Below are 17901 nucleotides of genomic sequence, written 5' to 3' on the forward strand. Positions count from 1 at the left end.
AACATCAAATAATAAAACATGGAAATTTCTCTCAAAAACCAGGTTGCTATTGTCACCGGGGCCTCCAGTGGAATAGGCTCAGGAATTGCAAAATCTCTTGCTGCAGCCGGAGCAGCCGTTATCGTAAATCATTCGTCAGAACATTCTACCGATGAAGCCAATGAAGTTTTAAAAGAAATAACAGATGCCGGAGGAAACGGGATTACTTATCAATGTGATGTTTCCAGTGAAGAGCAGGTAGTCAGAATGTTTCAGGACGTTATTTCACAATTTGGGACGGTTGATATTCTCATCAACAATGCGGGTGTTCAGAAAGATGCGAAATTCACGGAAATGACACTTGACCAATGGAATACCGTAATCAACATCAACCTTACCGGCCAATTTTTATGCGCAAGGGAAGCTATTAAAGAATTTCTTCGTCGCGGAATTGATCCATCGCGGTCTGTTGCCTGTGGTAAAATTATTCATATCAGTTCGGTTCATGAAGTCATTCCGTGGGCAGGGCATGCCAATTATGCAGCCAGCAAAGGAGCAATCCGGATGCTGATGCAGACCCTTGCCCAGGAATACGGAGCCGATAAAATCCGTGTCAATTCCATTTGTCCCGGAGCAATTCAAACTCCGATAAATAAAGATGCGTGGAGCACCCCCGAAGCCCTGAATTCCTTAATGAAGCTTGTTCCGTACAACAGGATCGGTAAACCGGAAGATATCGGAAACCTCGCCGTGTTTCTGGCCAGTGATTTCGCAGACTATATTTCGGGAGCAAGCATCTTTGTAGACGGAGCCATGACTACTTTTGAAAGTTTTTCAACAGGTGGATAAAATTAGGGCGCACATTTCCGGCTTTCACTACTCGCTTTTTTCTGTTTTTTCCGGCGGCGGCAAAGCCGCCGCCGGAAAAAACAGAAAAAGAGCTCAGACAGGCCGTTCAATCCGGGGCGCATGTTCAGCAAAGGATAAAAGGAAGCCATTTCAATGTGAATAAACAATCTCTTTTACGGTCAATTTAAAATAAAGCTTAACAACAATGTTCCCTGTATTTCGAATAAGTGAAACGGCCTTGTTTATCTTAATATATAGAAGGATGATAAAATAATTTGTGTAGCCTTGCGGTCCATAAAGAATATAATGCACTTCAATGCTTTCAGAACGAAAACATCATTAATCAATCATAAACAGCAGTATGAAAGAAAAAGAAAGACTCTCTGACATCACATGGAAAAAATGGGGTCCTTACGTCAGCAACCGTGAATGGGGATTGGTACGTGAAGATTACAGTGTAGACGGCGATGCCTGGAATTATACGACACACGATGATGCAGAAGCAAAAACCTACCGTTGGGGCGAAGAAGGTATCTGCGGAATCTGTGATGATTTTCAGAAGCTGGTATTTTCTTTCGGTTTTTGGAACAAGAAAGATAAAATGGTGAAAGAAAGGTTCTTTGGTCTTACCAACGGACAGGGAAATCACGGAGAAGACGTTAAAGAATATTATTACTATCTGGATTCCACGCCCACGCATTCTTATATGAAAATGCTGTACAAATATCCTCAAAATGAATTCCCATACGAAGACCTCATTAAAACAAATGCCGAAAGAGGCAAGCAGGACCCTGAATATGAATTAATTGACACAGGAATCTTCGATAAAAATGAATATTTCGATATCTTCATCGAGTATGCAAAAGCCGGCTCTCAGGATATTCTGATTAAATTAACGATTATCAATAAATCAGAAAACAATGCTCCTTTGGTCATCCTTCCGACTTTATGGTTCCGAAATACATGGCGGTGGGGCTATGATGATTATATTCCTCACATGAATGCTGAAGAAGCAGACTCCGTTAAAATTTTTCATAAAGATTTAGAAATCAAAAATTTATATGCGGATCGCTCGGAAAAAGTTTTATTTTGTGATAATGAAACCAACAACGAAAAACTTTATCAGTACCCGAAAGATATGCATTACACCAAGGAGGGGATTAATGATTTTATAATTAACGGAAATTCACAGTCAGTGAATCCAAAGCACTTTGGTACCAAAGCAGCATTCCTGATTGATGAAACTTTTAATCCTAAAGAAGAAAAAGTTCTTAAATTCAGGCTGTCGGATAAAGATTTAAAAAATCCTTTTGTAGATTTTGATGAAATTTTCAGTCTGAGAAAACAGGAAGCAGATAAATTTTATGAAGAAATCCAGAAAGGAATTACTACAGAAGATGAAAAATTAATACAGCGACAGGCATTCGCAGGTATGCTCTGGAGTAAAATGTTTTATCATTACAATGTTGAAAAGTGGCTGAAAGGTGATCCTGCGCAGCCGCAACCGCCAAAATCACGGGATAAAGTGCGCAATTTTCAATGGAAACACCTCAACAATGAGCATATTATTTCCATGCCCGATAAATGGGAATATCCATGGTATGCAACCTGGGATCTTGCGTTTCATACCATAAGCTTTTCATTGATCGATCCGGATTTTGCCAAACAACAGCTGAAACTATTTCTTTTCGAATGGTATATGCATCCCAACGGACAGCTTCCGGCCTATGAATGGAATTTTAATGACGTTAATCCCCCGGTTCATGCATGGGCTGTGTTCAGGGTTTTTAAAATTGATGAATATCTGACAGGAAAACCCGACCTGCCATTTCTGGAAAGTGCCTTTCAAAAGCTGCTTATGAATTTTACCTGGTGGGTAAACAAAAAAGATAACAATGGCAACAATATCTTTGAGGGCGGATTTCTAGGATTGGATAATATCGGAATCTTCGACCGTAATACAGAACTTCCCGATGGTGAGCATCTCGAGCAGTCTGATGGTACCAGCTGGATGGCCATGTTTGCCCTCAATATGATGAGAATTGCTCTTGAGTTGGCTGTATACAATAATATCTATGAGGAAATGGCCATGAAATTCTTTGAACATTTCCTCGCCATTGCAAATTCTCTTGACAATATGGGAGACGAATGCTTCAGCCTTTGGGATGAAGAGGATGAATTCTTTTATGATGCTCTTTCGCTGGGAGAAAATAATCATATGTATTTAAAAATGAGAACCATCGTGGGGCTTATTCCGATGTTTGCAGTAGAGGTTATTGATGATGAAATGATTGAAAATCTCCCGAATTTTAAAAAAAGAATGCAGTGGGTTTTGGATCATAAGCCGGAACTGGCTGCCTTGGTTTCTCATTGGGAAGTGAAAGGGGAAGATTCAAAGCATTTGCTTTCTCTTCTTCGCGGGCATCGCTTAAAAAGGCTTCTTCACAGAATGCTGAATCCTGATGAGTTTCTTAGTGAATTTGGCGTTCGTGCTCTTTCTAAAGAATATGAAAAGGATCCTTTTAGCCTGCATCTGAATGGCAAAGACTATACGGTAAGATATACACCCGCAGAAAGCGATAGTACGCTTTTCGGGGGAAACAGCAATTGGCGCGGCCCGGTATGGTTTCCTATTAATTTTTTAATTATTGAAAGCCTGCAGCGTTTTTTCTTTTATTACAGTCCGGATTTTCTGGTAGAATATCCTACAGGAAGCGGAAATTTCTTAAATCTTGACCAGATCGCAGACGAGCTAAGCAAAAGGCTGGCAAAGATATTTTTAAAAGACGAAAACGGAAACCGTCCGTTTAACGGACAATATCCAAGATTTCAGACTGACCCCGATTTTAAAGATTACATTCTTTTTTATGAATATTTCCACGGAGACAATGGTCGTGGAGTAGGTGCTTCACACCAGACAGGTTGGACCGGCCTGATTGCAAAAATTCTTATGCCCCGTTTTTCAAAAAAAGAAATTGCAGAATCTGAAACCGAAATGCCGGAAGAAAAATAGCTGAAATTCTAAACTATTATTAATACTTGTGCGGATTTAGCTTTAATGCTCATTCAAAAATCTGCTGAATGATCTCCAGTGAGGCAGGAATTCTGAAGTCTGTGATGTGATAATGATAATACACTAAAATACTATCAAGAAAATCTTTTCTATAAGGCGAAGGTATTTTTATCCTGTAAGGATGTTCCGAAGCAAGAATTGCCTGCCATATGGCGGAAATATCTTCATTAAAGATCTGATGCATGCTTTCGGATGAAAATGTTCCTGTTTCCGGATCAAGAAATATCCTGTCGTTCAAAAGAGGAGCTACCCCCTGAATTTTCAGGATTTTAATCATGAAAATCAAATGTGACTGATAGTTCCCGTTTTCCAGTTCATCAATGAACTCTTCAAGGCAAAAGAAAATCTGATGGTTTTTGTTTTCATGCCTGAGATTCTGATTAAGAAAATCCGAAATAAAAAACACAACCGAGTTACAACGGATATCCGTATAAATATCGTTGCTTTTTATCATTTCAAACCGGGAGATGGTCTGTATTCCGTTTCCTCTTACGGGAAGAAGAGAAAAGTTGAGTTTACTCAAGGGCAGAAGCAGAGCTTTTTTCTTATTCTTCCGGGTATAGATACCTTTCAGAAAATAAGACTGAAATCCCTCGTCTTCTGTAAAACAATGCAGTACTGCATCGTTCTCACCGTATTTTATATATGATAATAAAAATCCTTTTTGTGAATTCATTAATTAACTACCGCAATCTTTGCCGTTGCTTTATCGGAACCGTCCTCATTCGTCATCAGGACAAAATATATTCCTGAAGCTACTCTTGCTCCTCTCTGGTTATTAAGATCCCATTCATAATATCCGCCTCTTGCGACAGCAGAATGTACTACATTACCGGCTGCATCTGCAATTCTGATATTGGTAACTTCGGCAAGACCTTTTATGGTAACTTTTCCTTTAAAGTTAGAATATACTACAGGATTCGGATATACCAGCACATTACCAAAGCCCGAGGTAACATCAGCAACATCACCCTGATACGTTACAATTCCGTCATAAGAAACAAAATATACTTTTCCTGTCTTTTTATCAACCTTAATATCGGTAATACTGTTGGTAGGAAGTGGTGAATTTTCTTTGGTAAAATGCTTTATGGTTCTCTGTCCGTCTGCGGATAAGTAATATACGCCTCCGCCATCAACGGAAACCCATTTTTGATCTCCGGCATCTACTTCAATCTGTAAGATCTGTGAATCTCTGAAAAGCTCTTCTCCCAAACCGTTCTGTTCGATAATAATAGGTTCTACAGTAGCACTTGCGGGAGTTTTAACCGCCGAAACGGCATTAGGCAATACTCTTAATCCCAAATCTCCTCCTATCCATGCATCTCCCGATTTATCCAAAGCTACAGAAATATTTCCCCCTGAATTTGAATCAAAACCATTCGCCTGATTTAAAATATAGGCTGTATCATCAGAAGTGTTCACCGTTTTTTTTGCGTCATAAGCAATAAGTGCACTCAACCTGGGAATAGGAATCCATAATAACCCTTCATAAAATAAAGGTTTCTGTGCCGCACCCAATGAAGTTGTATTTTTTATAAGAAAATCATCAGTTGCTCTATCGTATGCTCCTATTGCCGTAAGCTGACCTACATCCGGCCCGTCGCTGGAAAAAGCAATGCTTACAAAAAGATTATTAGCATCATCAAAGGCCATCCCTACAGCACGTCTTGCAAAAAGATTATCAGTTCCTAAGTTGTAATTTTTTGTAAAAGTAAAATCCTTACTGGCTGCATTATATTTCATCTTGTAAACACCGCGTCCCGCTGCAGTCGTATAATTGGTAAAGAATATGTCATCCGGACTAGCAGGATCTGATACAACATCAAGAACATTAAATCTTATTGTATTTCCAATGAAATAGGAAGGATAGATCCACTCCAAACCATTGAAGTAATAAAAACCGGGATTTTTCGGATTGTTAGTCGCGGTATTAAATCTGTTTTCCCTTCCTCCGGTAGATACCAGAAGCTGATTTTCGCCATACAGACTTAGTTTATAAGCATAATTGAAGTATGGTCCGTCAGGTTTAAAGGAATTATTACTTTCATTTTTTATTCCTGATAATACGGTTCCTCCATAAACACTTCCTCCGACAGTCGTTGCCGTATTACATTCTTCCCCAAAGCTTACGGTATTGTTGAAATTTCCGTTGCTATTAAAGGTATAAACCCTATTTAAATCTGTTACAATAATGTTATTGCTGTTTACCACAACATCCCGTACATTGCCAAAGGTTTGTGAAAGGGGAGTGGATGTTCCACCGTTGTAAAGGTATGCTGTTGTAGCTGATGAAAAGCTTAAAGTGCCTTCAGAATCAATGTGTCTGAATGATCCTGACATTTCAGTCGACCAGGTTGTGAAAACAGGAAATGTTGTATTCATTTCGTGGCTTTTCAGCCCTGTGTTGGTTACCGAAAAAACTTTATTTCCGAAAATAGTTGCTTCATTACTGGCCTCGTATACTCCTCCGGATAAGAAGAAAGCAGAATCTTTAAATTCTTTTTTCTTAAGATCAAAAATAGAAACGCCATAGCCCACTGAAATAACGGCAAGATCTCCCGTTATTGAAATATGGTTGATTTTTTTGCTTCCGTTGTATCCCGTAGCAATAGGAATATCTACAACATAGGTTATTCCGTCCGGAGTAATGACATCCAGAGAGCCGTTCTGATACCCTACAAGAGCAATTTTATTCTGCGGGTTGTAATCGAATGCTGAAATTTTAACCTCATGCAAGCCGTTTGCTTTAGACAGCTTGGTAATTTCGCCTGATGAAATTGTATAATAAAAGATCCCGTTTTCTGCTGCTGCAACTATTTTTCCGTTATCTTCCTTCATTGCAATAACATTGTTATAAGAAAACAGGTCTGCCCATTTTTTTGAAGAAATAGTCTGTGCATTTGCAACGTGCAGGGATGCCAAAATACCAAGAGAAATTAAAGAGAGTTTTTTCATGCTTATGCTATTATACTGCTGTCTATTGTCTGATTATTCCAGGCAATATGTTTTATGTTTTTATTTGTATCAAAAAAGAAATCTATTCTTCCCAACAGGAGTCCTGCCCAGCCTACCTGGTTGACAAGGACATTCTTACCCTGTCTGTTGACAAAAGCCTGGGGTTCCGGCAGGAAAGTATGTGTGTGCCCTCCTAAAATAAGGTCTATATTTTCGGTTTTGGCAGCCAGGATCTTATCGCTTATTTTATCCGGCTCGTCTTTGTAGTCGTATCCGATGTGCGAAAGACAGATCACAAGATCACACTTCTGTTCGTTTTTAAGGAAATTGGAATAGTGTTGCGCTACATCTACAGGATCAGAATACACCGTCTCTCCGTACTGCTTCTTGCCTACAAGACCATCCAGTTGAATTCCAACTCCGAAAATCCCTACTTTAATTCCGTTTTTATTGAATATTTTGTAGGCAGAAGTCTTTCCGTCCAGAACGGTATTTTTAAAATCGTAATTCGAACAGATGAAAGGAAACTTCGCATTCGGTAAAACTTTTAAAAATCCGTCGACGCCGTTGTCAAAATCATGATTTCCCATAGTGGAAGCATCATATTTCATCATGGACATCAGCCTGAATTCCAGCTCACCACCGAAAAAATTGAAATAAGGTGTTCCCTGAAAAATATCTCCCGAATCAAGAAGCAGTACATTGGATTCCTGACTCCTGATTTGCTGAATTAAACTTGCCCTTCTTGCAAAACCTCCCTGATTAGGATTTTTGGTGTAGCTTGCATCAAAAGGCTCTATTCTGCTGTGCTGATCGTTGGTATGGAGAATGGTCAGTTTTGTTGCCGATTTCAGATCAGCAATCTTCAGTTCTTCTGCCATCATCATGTTTGGGGCTAAAGCCATTGCCAAAGTCCCGCCGCCTATTGTTTTTAAAAAACTCTTTCTGTCCATTATTTCTTACCGATAAAATTTAAACGAATATCTGTAGCAGGATTTACTTCAGGATTTTTTTTGAAATAATCAATAAAAAGATCTCTGAGTTTTATTCCGGTAGGGATCATTTGCCCCTTTGAAAAAAATTTCATGTTATCACCTCCCAAAGCCAGATAATCAGAGGTGGCAATATAATATTCCTGATCAGCATTTACCGTTTTCCCGTTTATGAGAGACTTTGTAAGCTGTCCGTTGTTGGTTTCAATGTATAAATGTGAAACGGGATTATTTACCTGTGTTTTTGCATAATAATCAAAAAGTCCCTGAACATCTGAACCTTTCATTTTTACGATGATCACTTCATTTTCAAAAGGCATTACTTCAAACACACTTTTGAGCAGGATATCTCCTTTTCCGATGCTTGTACGGATGCCTCCGATGTTTATAAGGGCAGCATCAATATTTTTATTGAGATTTTTTTGGGCCCACTCCTGAGCGCCGTCAAAGGTATAGTCTGCTAAAAGATTACCCAGATTGCTATTGTCCCCCTGTTTATTAAGATCAACTCCGGTATGGGAGATCTTCTGGTTCATCTCTTTATCCAGTTTTTGTTTGTAGGGCTCAATAACTTTTACAAACTCCTCATCATTTTTTAGCTCATTATTAATAGAAATGTTCTTTTGGGTCTGTACATCCGTTACCTGCAACGGAGAAGCCGTCTTACAGGCGGAAAGCGCAGCCAGAGCCATTCCTAATAACAAGAATTTATTTTTCATATGCAGCAATTATTTTTATAAAGGTCTTATGTCGCCGATATTGTATTTTTTGAAACAATTTAATAAATAGCGGTTTCATAATATCTTTTAGTATATGCAAATATAATTATATGTATAATAAAACATTATTATTTATGACAAATTCTTGGGGTAAATCATTAAATTTGAAAAAAATTATTCTAACAGATGAGCATTTTAAAAGGAGTAGGTGTTGCGTTGTTAACGCCCTTTAATGAAGATTTATCCGTTGATTTTGAAAGTCTTACCAAATTAGTGGATTTCAACATCGAAAACGGAACCAATTATTTAGTTGTTTTGGGAACTACAGCTGAGGCTGCAACGCTTTCTGCTGAAGAGAAGAAACAGGTGGTTGAACATATCATTAAAGTTACTGATAAACGCGTTCCGCTTGTTCTTGGAATTGGCGGTAATAATACTCTTGAAGTCAAGAAACAGATTGAAGAAACAGATCTTTCAGCATTTGAAGCCGTACTTTCCGTTTCTCCTTATTACAATAAACCAAATCAGGAAGGACTTTATCAGCACTATAAAATGCTGGCCTCCACCGGAAAAAATATTATTATTTATAATGTTCCTTCGAGAACCGGACAAAATGTTGAAGCGGAAACCACTTTGCGTCTGGCAAAAGAATTCCAGAATCTGTTTATGATTAAAGAAGCGGCACCTAATATTCTTCAGTATTTTGATATTTTAAGAAAAAAGCCTGAAGGGTTTAATCTTGTTTCCGGAGATGACGAATTTACCCTTCCCGTGACCCTTGCAGGAGGAAACGGAGTAATTTCTGTAATCGGACAGGCCTACCCGAAAGAATTTTCCACAATGGTACAACTGGCATTTGACAGAAAAGTGGATGAAGCCTACGAAATTCATAATAAACTGGTAGAGATTACCAGGCTGATCTTTGCTGAAGGAAATCCTTGCGGAATAAAAGCGGTTCTTGCAGAGAAAGGGATCGTGAAAAATTATGTAAGGCTTCCTCTGGTTACTGCATCAGAAGGCTTATACGCCAAAATCAAAGCTGAAATGGCGAATATTTAAAAAAAAGCAGAACGTTAAAAAAGCAATACTCAATAGTAAAATTTAAGGTTAACGTTCAATTCACTTTAATATAAAACTTACAGTTAAAATAAATGGTGAAAGGTTTATAGCTTTTCACCATTTTTCATTAATGAATTATCTTAGTCACTTAGATAAAATTTAAAAAAATTACGATACATGAGATTTATTAAAGCTATGGAAGGAGATATTCCATTGATTCAGGATCTGGCGAAAAGATCTTGGGAAACGGCTTATGCAGAGATACTTTCACCGGAACAGATAGGATATATGCTTGAGAACATGTATTCTCACAACGAAATTCTGGCACAGATGCAAAATCCTGATTATCATTATTATCTGATATTTGATGAAATAAGTAATTCATTTGACGGCTTTATAGGTTATGAACATGGTTATCAGGAATATACTACAAAGCTGCATAGGATTTATCTTGTTCCGGAAAGTAAAGGGAAAGGAGTAGGAAAGGCAGCAGTTAATTTTTTAAAAGAAAAAGTAGCCGAAGGAAATGACAGGAGAATTGTCCTGAATGTTAATAAAAGCAATACTGCAAAAAATTTCTATGAATCTCAGGGATTTACAGTGTATAAGGAAGTGGTTTTGGATATAGGTAATGGTTTTGTTATGGATGATTATGAAATGGAATTTTATTTCACGAATATTTGACTTAAAATTATATAACATTTAAATGTAATTCTATAAAATGTGATGTATTGTTTTTTTCCATCTTTGTAAAAGAACCAAGCCACTTATAACAAATACATATAACCTGGTTTTAAGCTTATTTTTTAGCTTTGATCAGTATATTTTTTTTCATCCTTAGTGTTTAAATTCCTGTGTTTATTAATACAGGAGTTTTTTTTGTTCATAAATCAACTCTGTATTTTATTATATCACTTTTAATTGATATAAAAGTATTATATTTACAATTAACATTAAAATACATATTAAGGATGAAAATGTATGTAAAATTTGATTTCAATACACTCTGTATGAAGGTGCTGGAAGACAAACTAAAAGATCAGGGTTTGAAATACAGGCTTCTTAATTTCGGAGAGGTAGAATTATATGAATCGCTTACGGAGGAGCAATGTAAGATTTTCAGAAAGAATCTTGAAGATTACGGGATTGAAGTTATAGAAAGCCAGAAAACTGCTTTGGTACAAAAAATAAAAGATGTTATTACAGAATTTATAGGCTCGGATGAAGCTGCTCCTGTAAAGGCTTCCATTTATATTGCTGGGAAGCTGAATCATAGCTACGGATATCTTTCTAATGTCTTTTCGGATGTGGCCAATACCTCGATTGAGAACTACATTATGATTCAGAAAATAGAATATGCAAAGGAACTGATCGTCAGTAAAAAGCATAATCTTACGGAAATTGCTCAAATCCTGAATTATTCCAGCGTTGCCCATCTAAGTACTCAGTTTAAAAATATGACGGGAATTACCCCATCTTATTTCCAGAAGATAATTGGAATGAGAAGAGAAGTCAGCCGATATGATAAACAGTATTCCGGAGCAGTATGAATAAAGAATATCTTAATGTGATTCTGGCAGATCATGATGAAGGCAATCTTGTCCTTTTTAGAAATATATTACAGGAATTCAAAATTCAGGTTAAAGTAAAAACATTTTTTAATGGCAGAGAACTGATGGATTATCTCAATCAAGATATTCTGGTTCCCGAGGTGGTGTTTATGAGTTATCATTTGCCGTTGAAAAATGCTTTGCAATGCCTGAGTGAAATTAAAGCTGATCGAAAATTCGATCCCATGACCACTACTGTTTATTCAGAAAATTTATCTGCTGAAGAAGAAGAAGATGTTTTTGTAACGGGTGCTAATGTTCTTATGAAAAAGCCTGATAATTATAAAGATATGAAAAAAAATGTCACCGATATAATCTCTGTTAGCTGGCAATATCATACTTCGGGATTGAATAAAAATAATTTTATCATGAAAGTGTGAAAAAAAATCAAGAATTATTTTGGAATTGAAATTAATGTTTTATATTTGTACCTCAAGATTCACATAAAGGTGAAAACAATTAGATCGAAAATCCGATTTTTTATATCTGGTTATCAGTGGCATATGAGCCGGACTGACGAATGTGTCTAATAGCAAGTAATTTGAGAATAAACTAAATTATATATAATCACAATGTAGTTAAACAAAATGAATTATATTAATTTCCAATTAGAAAGCGTAGAAGATCTTTAAACAAAACGGTACAATCATGAAAACTTTAAAGATAAAGAATAATTGTTTCATCAGTTCTTTATCAAGCCAAGTTAGTTTTTATAAATAAGCAGATTGGGAAGGTAATTCATTTTGTTTTTTACTTTATTATCAATTGAACATCATCACACACCTATATTTAACACCACATCACAAAATAATAAGATGATAAAGTAATTTCTTCAAATAACAGTTTTATAAGGGGAAACCGCGTAAGGATTTATTTCTTTTCGCGGTTTTTTTATGAAATTTTACTCCATTTGTTTTTGCCTTTGTACTGTCGCAGATAGTAGTTTTTCAGGATCTGGTTATCAGGATTTGATAGCAGGGGATCTGTTTTCAGGATTTTTTCCACCGTATTTTTAGTAACCTTAATGATAGCCGAATCATTCACCAGGTCAAGCCTTTTAAAATCTACCACACCGCTTTGCTGGGTACCAAGGATATCACCGGGACCCCGAAGCTGCATATCAACCTCGGAAATTTTAAATCCGTCATTGGTTTCTACCATTGTTTTAATTCGTGTTCTGCTGTCACTGGACAGTTTGTCTGAGGTCATCAGGATACAATAGCTTTGTTCCGCACCACGTCCTACGCGTCCACGAAGCTGATGGAGCTGCGAAAGGCCGAATCGCTCAGCGCTTTCAATAACCATTACCGAGGCATTGGGAACATTTACGCCTACTTCAATAACCGTTGTTGCAACCATAATTTCAGCCTTTCCGGAAGCAAAATAGCTCATGGCTGCATCTTTTTCGTCAGGCCTCATCTTGCCGTGCAGCATAGTTACATTATATTTTGAGAAGTTATCCATTACATTTTCAAGTCCGGTCATCAGGTTTTTGTAATCTAAAGTCTCGGATTCTTCAATCAGCGGATATACAAAATATACCTGTCTTCCTTTCTGGATCTCTTCACGGCAGAAATTATACACATATGCTCTGTCCTTTTCACGTCTATGGGCAGTTACAATAGGTTTTCTTCCCACTGGCATTTCATCAATTACCGAAACATCCAGATCAGAATAAAAACTCATCGCCAGCGTTCTGGGAATAGGTGTGGCTGTCATTACCAGAATATGCGGCGGAATTTTATTTTTTGCCCATAATTTTGCCCTTTGTGCAACTCCGAATCTGTGCTGCTCATCAATAATAGCCAGTCCCAGATTTTTAAATTTCACTTTATCTTCCAGTACGGCATGAGTGCCGACGAGAATAGAGAGTTCACCATTTTCAAGCTCTTCATGAATAATTTTGCGGTCAGATTTTTTGGTAGATCCCGTTAAAAGTTTAACATTAACTTCTGTATTTTCCAGAAGTTCTTGGATACCATTGTAATGCTGCTGGGCAAGAATCTCCGTTGGAGCCATGATGCAACTCTGAAAGCCATTATCTTTTGCAATAAGCATGGTGAGTAAAGCAACCATTGTTTTTCCGGAGCCTACATCTCCCTGCAGGAGCCTGTTCATCTGTATCGGACGTTTCATATCCTGCCGGATCTCTTTCAGCACTCTTTTTTGAGCACCCGTTAAATCAAACGGAAGATGATGTTGGTAAAAATCATTAAAATAATCACCTACAATCGGAAAAGGATTTCCTGCGGTATGACTCTTATGGTGAATTTTTTTTAACCCGTAACCCAACTGAAAAAAGAATGATTCTTCAAATCTCAGCCGATAATCTGCTTTCCTGAAATGTTCTGCATCTTTTGGGAAATGAATGTTAAGATAAGTATGTTGCCGGGAAAGAAATTTAAAAGCTTTCATCAGGTAATCCGGAAAATTTTCCTGAATAAGATTAGGGATTTCACGGCAGATATTTTTAAGCACATTCTGGAAAAATTTTTGATTCAGCCCCCTCTTGGTTAATTTTTCCGAACTCGGATAAATAGGCTTCAAACGATTGTCGCCTTCTTTTTTTTCATCAATCTCAATTTCCGGATGCGGCATGGAAAACTGATGGTTAAAAACATTGATCTTCCCGAAAATATAGATTTCCTTATTAATGGGAAGCTGCTCTTTCATCCATTTGGAATATTGAAACCATACGAGATCCATCATTCCCGTATCATCATTAAATTTTGCAGTAAGCCTTTTGATTTTACCGGTCTGCACTTCCTGTACACTTGTAATTTTCCCTTTCAGCTGAACGTCTGTCGATATTTCGTGAAGCTGCGCAATTTTATGGATTTTGCTTTTATCCAGATAACGGAGCGGGAAAAAATTCAGAAAGTCTTCCACAGTGGAAATTCCCAGCACATTCCTGATGAGCTTGGCTTTTTCCGGACCGACCCCTTTCACATATTCTATGGAAGTTTCTAATGTCATTAACAGCCCACGAATTTCGGGAAAAAATAGAAATTAAAAAAGACTTTCAATTCTGAAAGTCTGTATTTGTTATTCTTTTATTTTAGATTTAAATTTTGTCTGATAATCTTCCCACTGTTCCCTTGAACGTATTTTTTTAAACAGATCCTTTGAAATAAATTCCAGGTAAGGCTCCAGCTCTTTTGCAGATAATTCTCCCTGAAGAATAGTAATAGGACCTCCTTTTTCATCCAGGAATACCGTACTGGGTACGGCTCCTACATTCATATACTGGGTAAACTCGTGAAGAGAGTTTCTTCCTTTTTTGTGCTCTGTATTAGGATTGGAAAACTTTCTGCCAAAAATCTGAATCGTACTTTTCTCTTCGGCATTAAATTTTACGGCGTAGTAATTTTCATTCAGAATATCAGCAATAATAGGGTTTCCGTATGTTTTTTTATCCATGATTTTACAAGGACCACACCAGTCTGCATAAAAATCGACCATGATTTTTTTCGGATGTTCTTTCTGAGCCTTCAGGGCTTCATCTATGGTCATCCACTTTACCTGGGCAAAATTTAAGGTGATAACGAAAAGACAAATTATGCTTATAATCTTCTTCATGATTTGATATTTATGTAAAAATAAGCATAATAGTTATGCCTTACCGCACCTCCTGCATTAATTTTTTAACGAAAGGCGAGATCAAAATTAATACAACTCCGGCAATTACGGCATATAAACCTAATTGTTTATATCCATCAGTATAAGTGATCAAAGCATCATAATTGGTAGACCCCGTTTTTGCGGTAGCCAGGCCTGCTCCGATGATTCCGGCAACATACTGTCCGTACGCTGAGGCAAGGAACCACATGCCCATCATCATTCCCTGAAGATTTTTGGTTGAAAGCTTCGTCATGATGGATAGCCCGATAGGAGAGAGGCATAATTCTCCCAAGGTAATAACCAGCAATGCAATGGTAAAGAAATTAAGTGAAGTAATTCCCTGCATATTGGCGAATAATCTTGTGGCAAATAAAATATAATATCCTAATCCTAAGAATATAAACCCTAACCCGAATTTAATAATGGTATTGGGTTCAATTTTTCTTTTGTTCATCCAGATCCATAGTAACCCTATTAATGGAGCAAGAAAAATAATAAAAAATGCGCCTCCGGAATTATTAACGCCATTCGGATCAAGTCCCAATAAATCGTTATTCAGGTTTTTAGCCGCAAAAATACTTAAAGAACCTCCGCTCTGTTCGTAGATTCCCCAAAATAAGATTGAAAATAAAATAAACACCAAAGCCGCTAAAAGTTTATTGCGTTCGGCAGGAGTTACTTTTGTCATTTCATAAAAAAGATAGATCAGGGTTAGCGGCCCGATGGTCCACATAAAGTAATCGGTGTATTCGGTTTTAGCAACCATGACCATAATAATCGGGACGAAAATCAGGGATAAAACATATACACCATATTCCTGCCATTTCGGGATGGGTGCAGATGGTATTTCATTGTCAGGATGTCCCGGCTGCAGGCCAATTGATCCCAAACTTCTTTGAGTGAAAACAAAATTAATAAGACTGATTACCATCACAACAGCTGCCAAGCCAAAAGCGATATTCCATCTTAATCCTTCAGAAATTATATTGGCAAACATTTCTCCTTTTCCAATTGCAATACAAAAATAGCCTCCCAGTAAAGCTCCAAGATTAATTCCTGCGTAAAATAAAGAAAATCCTGCATCTGCCCGGGAATCATTCGGTTTGTAAAGCTGTCCCACCATGGAAGAGATATTCGGTTTGAAAAAACCTGTTCCCACAACGGTAAATGCAATGCCCAGGAAGAAAAATTTGTGAGGATCTGCTGCCAGAATCAAGCTTCCTACAATCATTAAAAGCCCACCCCAGAATAAGGATTTTCTGAAACCCAAAATTTTATCTGCAAATAATCCTCCGATAAAGGTAAAGGCGTACACAAAAGCCTGAGTAGCACCATATTGAAGATTCGCTTCTTTTTCGTGAAAATTAAGCTGCGAGATCATGAAGAAAACCAGCATTCCCCGCATTCCATAGAAACAGAATCGCTCCCACATTTCGGAGAAGAAAAGACTCCAGATTTGTCTCGGATATTTTCCTTTAAAATTTTGTATTTCGTCTAAAGTTAAACTCATAATATATGACTAAGTTTTAATTAAGGGATTTATTATATTAAAAATGATGACTGATTTTAAAGTGCTATTGAAAATGCATAAGCGAATGATTAGCTCCCTTGGATAAAGTGTATAATTCAGTGAGAACGAAGCTTGATGTTTTCATAGTTGCTAACTTACAAATTTCTTATGAATGTAAATATAAGATGCAGTAAAAATTATAAACGGGATATTCATAATTCCTTTCAGATTCCAAATTTTTAAAATGTTGATAAAAATATAGATGCTGAAAACGTGATGATTATCTTTTTTAGCTGTTAAAAAAGAAATTATTTTCACAAATAGCTGTAAGGATTTTATAAAAATTCTGTCTAAGCCTTTAATTAACAATTAAATTAAAAAAATGATAAAAAGAATTTCAATTTTAAGTATCAGCGTTTTGCTTTTAAGTTTATTTTTAGTTTCATGTTCGGATGATAACGATACTATTGCTCCCACGCCGGAAAAAGATATGGGATACGTTTTCACAATGACCAATTCCAACACGTCCAATGATCTTTTGGTGTATTCCAGAGATGAGAATGGTAATCTTTCATTAAAATCCAGTATTGCCACAATGGGTATAGGATCAGGTGGCGGATTAGGAAGCCAGGGCGCTTTAACATTAAGTACTGACAGAAAATTTCTTTTTGTAGTGAATGCGGGAGACAATTCAATTTCTTCTTTTACCGTTGCGCCAAACAATGTGACGTTGGTTGGTAAATATAATCTTGTTGGACAGAGACCTGTAAGTGTCGCTCAAAGAGGAAATCTTGTTTACGTACTGAACAGTGCAGGCACAACGGGTGCTGCATCCATTGAAGGCTTTACCTTAAATGGTTCAACAGGTGCATTAAGCCCAATTGCCAATTCTTCTACACAATTATCTCTGAACACAAATGCGGCCCAGATCTCCTTCGTATATGATAATGTTGTTGTAATTGCTGAAAGAGCAACAAATCTTCTAACTTCTTATGTGTTAAATACATCTTCTGTACCGACTAATAAACAGTCGTTCCCGTCACAGGCTCCGCAGCCTTTCGGATTTGCAGTGAGTTCCGGTGGGAAGATTTATGTTACTGAAGCAAGTGCAAGCAGTTCCGTTTCAAGCTACTCTGTTTCAAATACAGGAGGTATTACCAATATCAGTACTTTGACCAATAATCAGGGAGGAGCATGCTGGGCAGTTTTAAACAAAACAGAATCAATAGTGTATTCTACAAATGCAGGGGGCAATACGATATCTTCATTTAATATTACTTCTTCGGGAATGCTTTCCGCAACTCAGATTGCATTTAATATGGGAGCAGGAAACGGGCCTAATGATGCAGGACTAAGCAGCAATGGAAATTATCTGTATGTATTAGCCGGAGGAAGTGATAAGATTTATGGGTATAAGGTAGATGCTAATTCTTTAACCTCAGTTCCGGGGGCTACCATGTTTGTTCCGGGTGCTGCATTTGGATTGGCTGCTTACTAAGTATTAAAGTTCCGATTAATTAAGATTTGAAAA

Annotated in this window: 14 protein-coding genes; 7 read left to right on the forward strand and 7 right to left on the reverse strand. The window is 37.2% G+C overall.

Annotation, left to right across the window (positions count from 1 at the left end; all coding sequences use genetic code 11):
• The first annotated feature begins 18 nt into the window (after positions 1-18).
• Together HHL20_RS17020 and HHL20_RS17025 are read left to right on the forward strand one after the other, a co-directional pair.
• Positions 19-828, forward strand: a complete 810-nt coding sequence (locus HHL20_RS17020) for a glucose 1-dehydrogenase (protein ID WP_169232368.1) — start codon at positions 19-21, stop codon at positions 826-828.
• A gap of 361 nt (positions 829-1189) precedes the next feature.
• A complete protein-coding gene (locus tag HHL20_RS17025) occupies positions 1190-3841 on the forward strand; it encodes an MGH1-like glycoside hydrolase domain-containing protein (RefSeq protein WP_169232369.1) in 2652 nt (883 codons plus the stop codon).
• 49 nt (positions 3842-3890) lie between these two features.
• Here HHL20_RS17025 and recO read toward each other — a convergent pair whose 3' ends face one another.
• The 4 genes from recO to HHL20_RS17045 are packed head-to-tail and all read right to left on the reverse strand — an operon-like array spanning position 3891 to position 8570.
• Positions 3891-4577 carry a DNA repair protein RecO gene (recO, locus tag HHL20_RS17030; RefSeq protein WP_169232370.1) on the reverse strand — a complete coding sequence of 229 codons (687 nt, stop codon included), beginning with the start codon at positions 4575-4577 and terminating at the stop codon, positions 3891-3893.
• The gene (gene porZ, locus HHL20_RS17035) at positions 4577-6859 is read right to left on the reverse strand and encodes a type IX secretion system anionic LPS delivery protein PorZ (protein WP_185194833.1); all 2283 of its coding nucleotides are present in this window, start codon (positions 6857-6859) and stop codon (positions 4577-4579) included. Before porZ ends, recO begins: the two co-directional genes overlap by 1 nt.
• A 2-nt stretch (positions 6860-6861) precedes the next feature.
• Positions 6862-7812: a bifunctional metallophosphatase/5'-nucleotidase gene (locus HHL20_RS17040; RefSeq protein ID WP_169232371.1), complete on the reverse strand. Its 951-nt coding sequence runs from the start codon at positions 7810-7812 to the stop codon at positions 6862-6864.
• Positions 7812-8570, reverse strand: a complete 759-nt coding sequence (locus tag HHL20_RS17045; RefSeq protein ID WP_169232372.1) for a 5'-nucleotidase C-terminal domain-containing protein — start codon at positions 8568-8570, stop codon at positions 7812-7814. The genes HHL20_RS17040 and HHL20_RS17045 overlap by 1 nt, the downstream gene beginning before the upstream one ends.
• Before the next feature lie 186 nt (positions 8571-8756).
• Here HHL20_RS17045 and dapA point away from each other — a divergent pair, with 186 nt between their 5' ends.
• The 4 genes from dapA to HHL20_RS17065 all read left to right on the forward strand — a co-directional run bounded on the left by dapA (position 8757) and on the right by HHL20_RS17065 (position 11619).
• Entirely contained in the window at positions 8757-9629 is an 873-nt protein-coding gene (dapA, locus tag HHL20_RS17050) for a 4-hydroxy-tetrahydrodipicolinate synthase (RefSeq protein ID WP_169232373.1), read from the forward strand.
• A 177-nt stretch (positions 9630-9806) separates the two neighbouring features.
• Positions 9807-10313: a GNAT family N-acetyltransferase gene (locus HHL20_RS17055; RefSeq protein ID WP_169232374.1), complete on the forward strand. Its 507-nt coding sequence runs from the start codon at positions 9807-9809 to the stop codon at positions 10311-10313.
• Between the two features lie 287 nt (positions 10314-10600).
• Complete coding sequence (locus HHL20_RS17060; RefSeq protein ID WP_169232375.1) at positions 10601-11179, forward strand: helix-turn-helix domain-containing protein; 579 nt, start codon at positions 10601-10603, stop codon at positions 11177-11179.
• Positions 11176-11619 carry a response regulator gene (locus HHL20_RS17065; RefSeq protein WP_169232376.1) on the forward strand — a complete coding sequence of 148 codons (444 nt, stop codon included), beginning with the start codon at positions 11176-11178 and terminating at the stop codon, positions 11617-11619. The genes HHL20_RS17060 and HHL20_RS17065 overlap by 4 nt, the downstream gene beginning before the upstream one ends.
• 511 nt (positions 11620-12130) lie before the next feature.
• On the opposite strand, the gene recG is transcribed toward HHL20_RS17065, so the two are convergent.
• The 3 genes from recG to HHL20_RS17080 form a co-directional block, all read right to left on the reverse strand.
• A complete protein-coding gene (gene recG, locus HHL20_RS17070) occupies positions 12131-14215 on the reverse strand; it encodes an ATP-dependent DNA helicase RecG (RefSeq protein WP_169232377.1) in 2085 nt (694 codons plus the stop codon).
• Positions 14216-14284: 69 nt separating this feature from the next.
• The gene (locus HHL20_RS17075) at positions 14285-14818 is read right to left on the reverse strand and encodes a thioredoxin family protein (protein ID WP_169232378.1); all 534 of its coding nucleotides are present in this window, start codon (positions 14816-14818) and stop codon (positions 14285-14287) included.
• A 40-nt stretch (positions 14819-14858) separates the two neighbouring features.
• Positions 14859-16370, reverse strand: coding sequence for a peptide MFS transporter (locus HHL20_RS17080; RefSeq protein WP_169232379.1), 1512 nt, complete (start codon positions 16368-16370; stop codon positions 14859-14861).
• 382 nt (positions 16371-16752) lie between these two features.
• Between HHL20_RS17080 and HHL20_RS17085 the strand changes: the two genes are divergently transcribed.
• Positions 16753-17868, forward strand: a complete 1116-nt coding sequence (locus HHL20_RS17085) for a lactonase family protein (protein WP_169232380.1) — start codon at positions 16753-16755, stop codon at positions 17866-17868.
• Positions 17869-17901 lie beyond the last annotated feature (33 nt).

Source organism: Chryseobacterium cheonjiense, from assembly GCF_012927265.1.
GTDB lineage: Bacteria > Bacteroidota > Bacteroidia > Flavobacteriales > Weeksellaceae > Chryseobacterium > Chryseobacterium cheonjiense.

Excerpts from the sequence above, each read along its gene's own strand:
- HHL20_RS17055 (WP_169232374.1), top strand. The coding sequence starts at position 9,807 with ATGAGATTTATTAAAGCTATGGAAGGAGATATTCCATTGATTCAGGAT.
- HHL20_RS17065 (WP_169232376.1), top strand. The coding sequence starts at position 11,176 with ATGAATAAAGAATATCTTAATGTGATTCTGGCAGATCATGATGAAGGC.
- HHL20_RS17085 (WP_169232380.1), top strand. The coding sequence starts at position 16,753 with ATGATAAAAAGAATTTCAATTTTAAGTATCAGCGTTTTGCTTTTAAGT.
- HHL20_RS17060 (WP_169232375.1), top strand. The coding sequence starts at position 10,601 with ATGAAAATGTATGTAAAATTTGATTTCAATACACTCTGTATGAAGGTG.
- HHL20_RS17075 (WP_169232378.1), bottom strand. The coding sequence starts at position 14,818 with ATGAAGAAGATTATAAGCATAATTTGTCTTTTCGTTATCACCTTAAAT.
- HHL20_RS17040 (WP_169232371.1), bottom strand. The coding sequence starts at position 7,812 with ATGGACAGAAAGAGTTTTTTAAAAACAATAGGCGGCGGGACTTTGGCA.
- HHL20_RS17080 (WP_169232379.1), bottom strand. The coding sequence starts at position 16,370 with ATGAGTTTAACTTTAGACGAAATACAAAATTTTAAAGGAAAATATCCG.
- HHL20_RS17020 (WP_169232368.1), top strand. The coding sequence starts at position 19 with ATGGAAATTTCTCTCAAAAACCAGGTTGCTATTGTCACCGGGGCCTCC.
- dapA (WP_169232373.1), top strand. The coding sequence starts at position 8,757 with ATGAGCATTTTAAAAGGAGTAGGTGTTGCGTTGTTAACGCCCTTTAAT.
- recG (WP_169232377.1), bottom strand. The coding sequence starts at position 14,215 with ATGACATTAGAAACTTCCATAGAATATGTGAAAGGGGTCGGTCCGGAA.
- recO (WP_169232370.1), bottom strand. The coding sequence starts at position 4,577 with ATGAATTCACAAAAAGGATTTTTATTATCATATATAAAATACGGTGAG.
- porZ (WP_185194833.1), bottom strand. The coding sequence starts at position 6,859 with ATGAAAAAACTCTCTTTAATTTCTCTTGGTATTTTGGCATCCCTGCAC.
- HHL20_RS17025 (WP_169232369.1), top strand. The coding sequence starts at position 1,190 with ATGAAAGAAAAAGAAAGACTCTCTGACATCACATGGAAAAAATGGGGT.
- HHL20_RS17045 (WP_169232372.1), bottom strand. The coding sequence starts at position 8,570 with ATGAAAAATAAATTCTTGTTATTAGGAATGGCTCTGGCTGCGCTTTCC.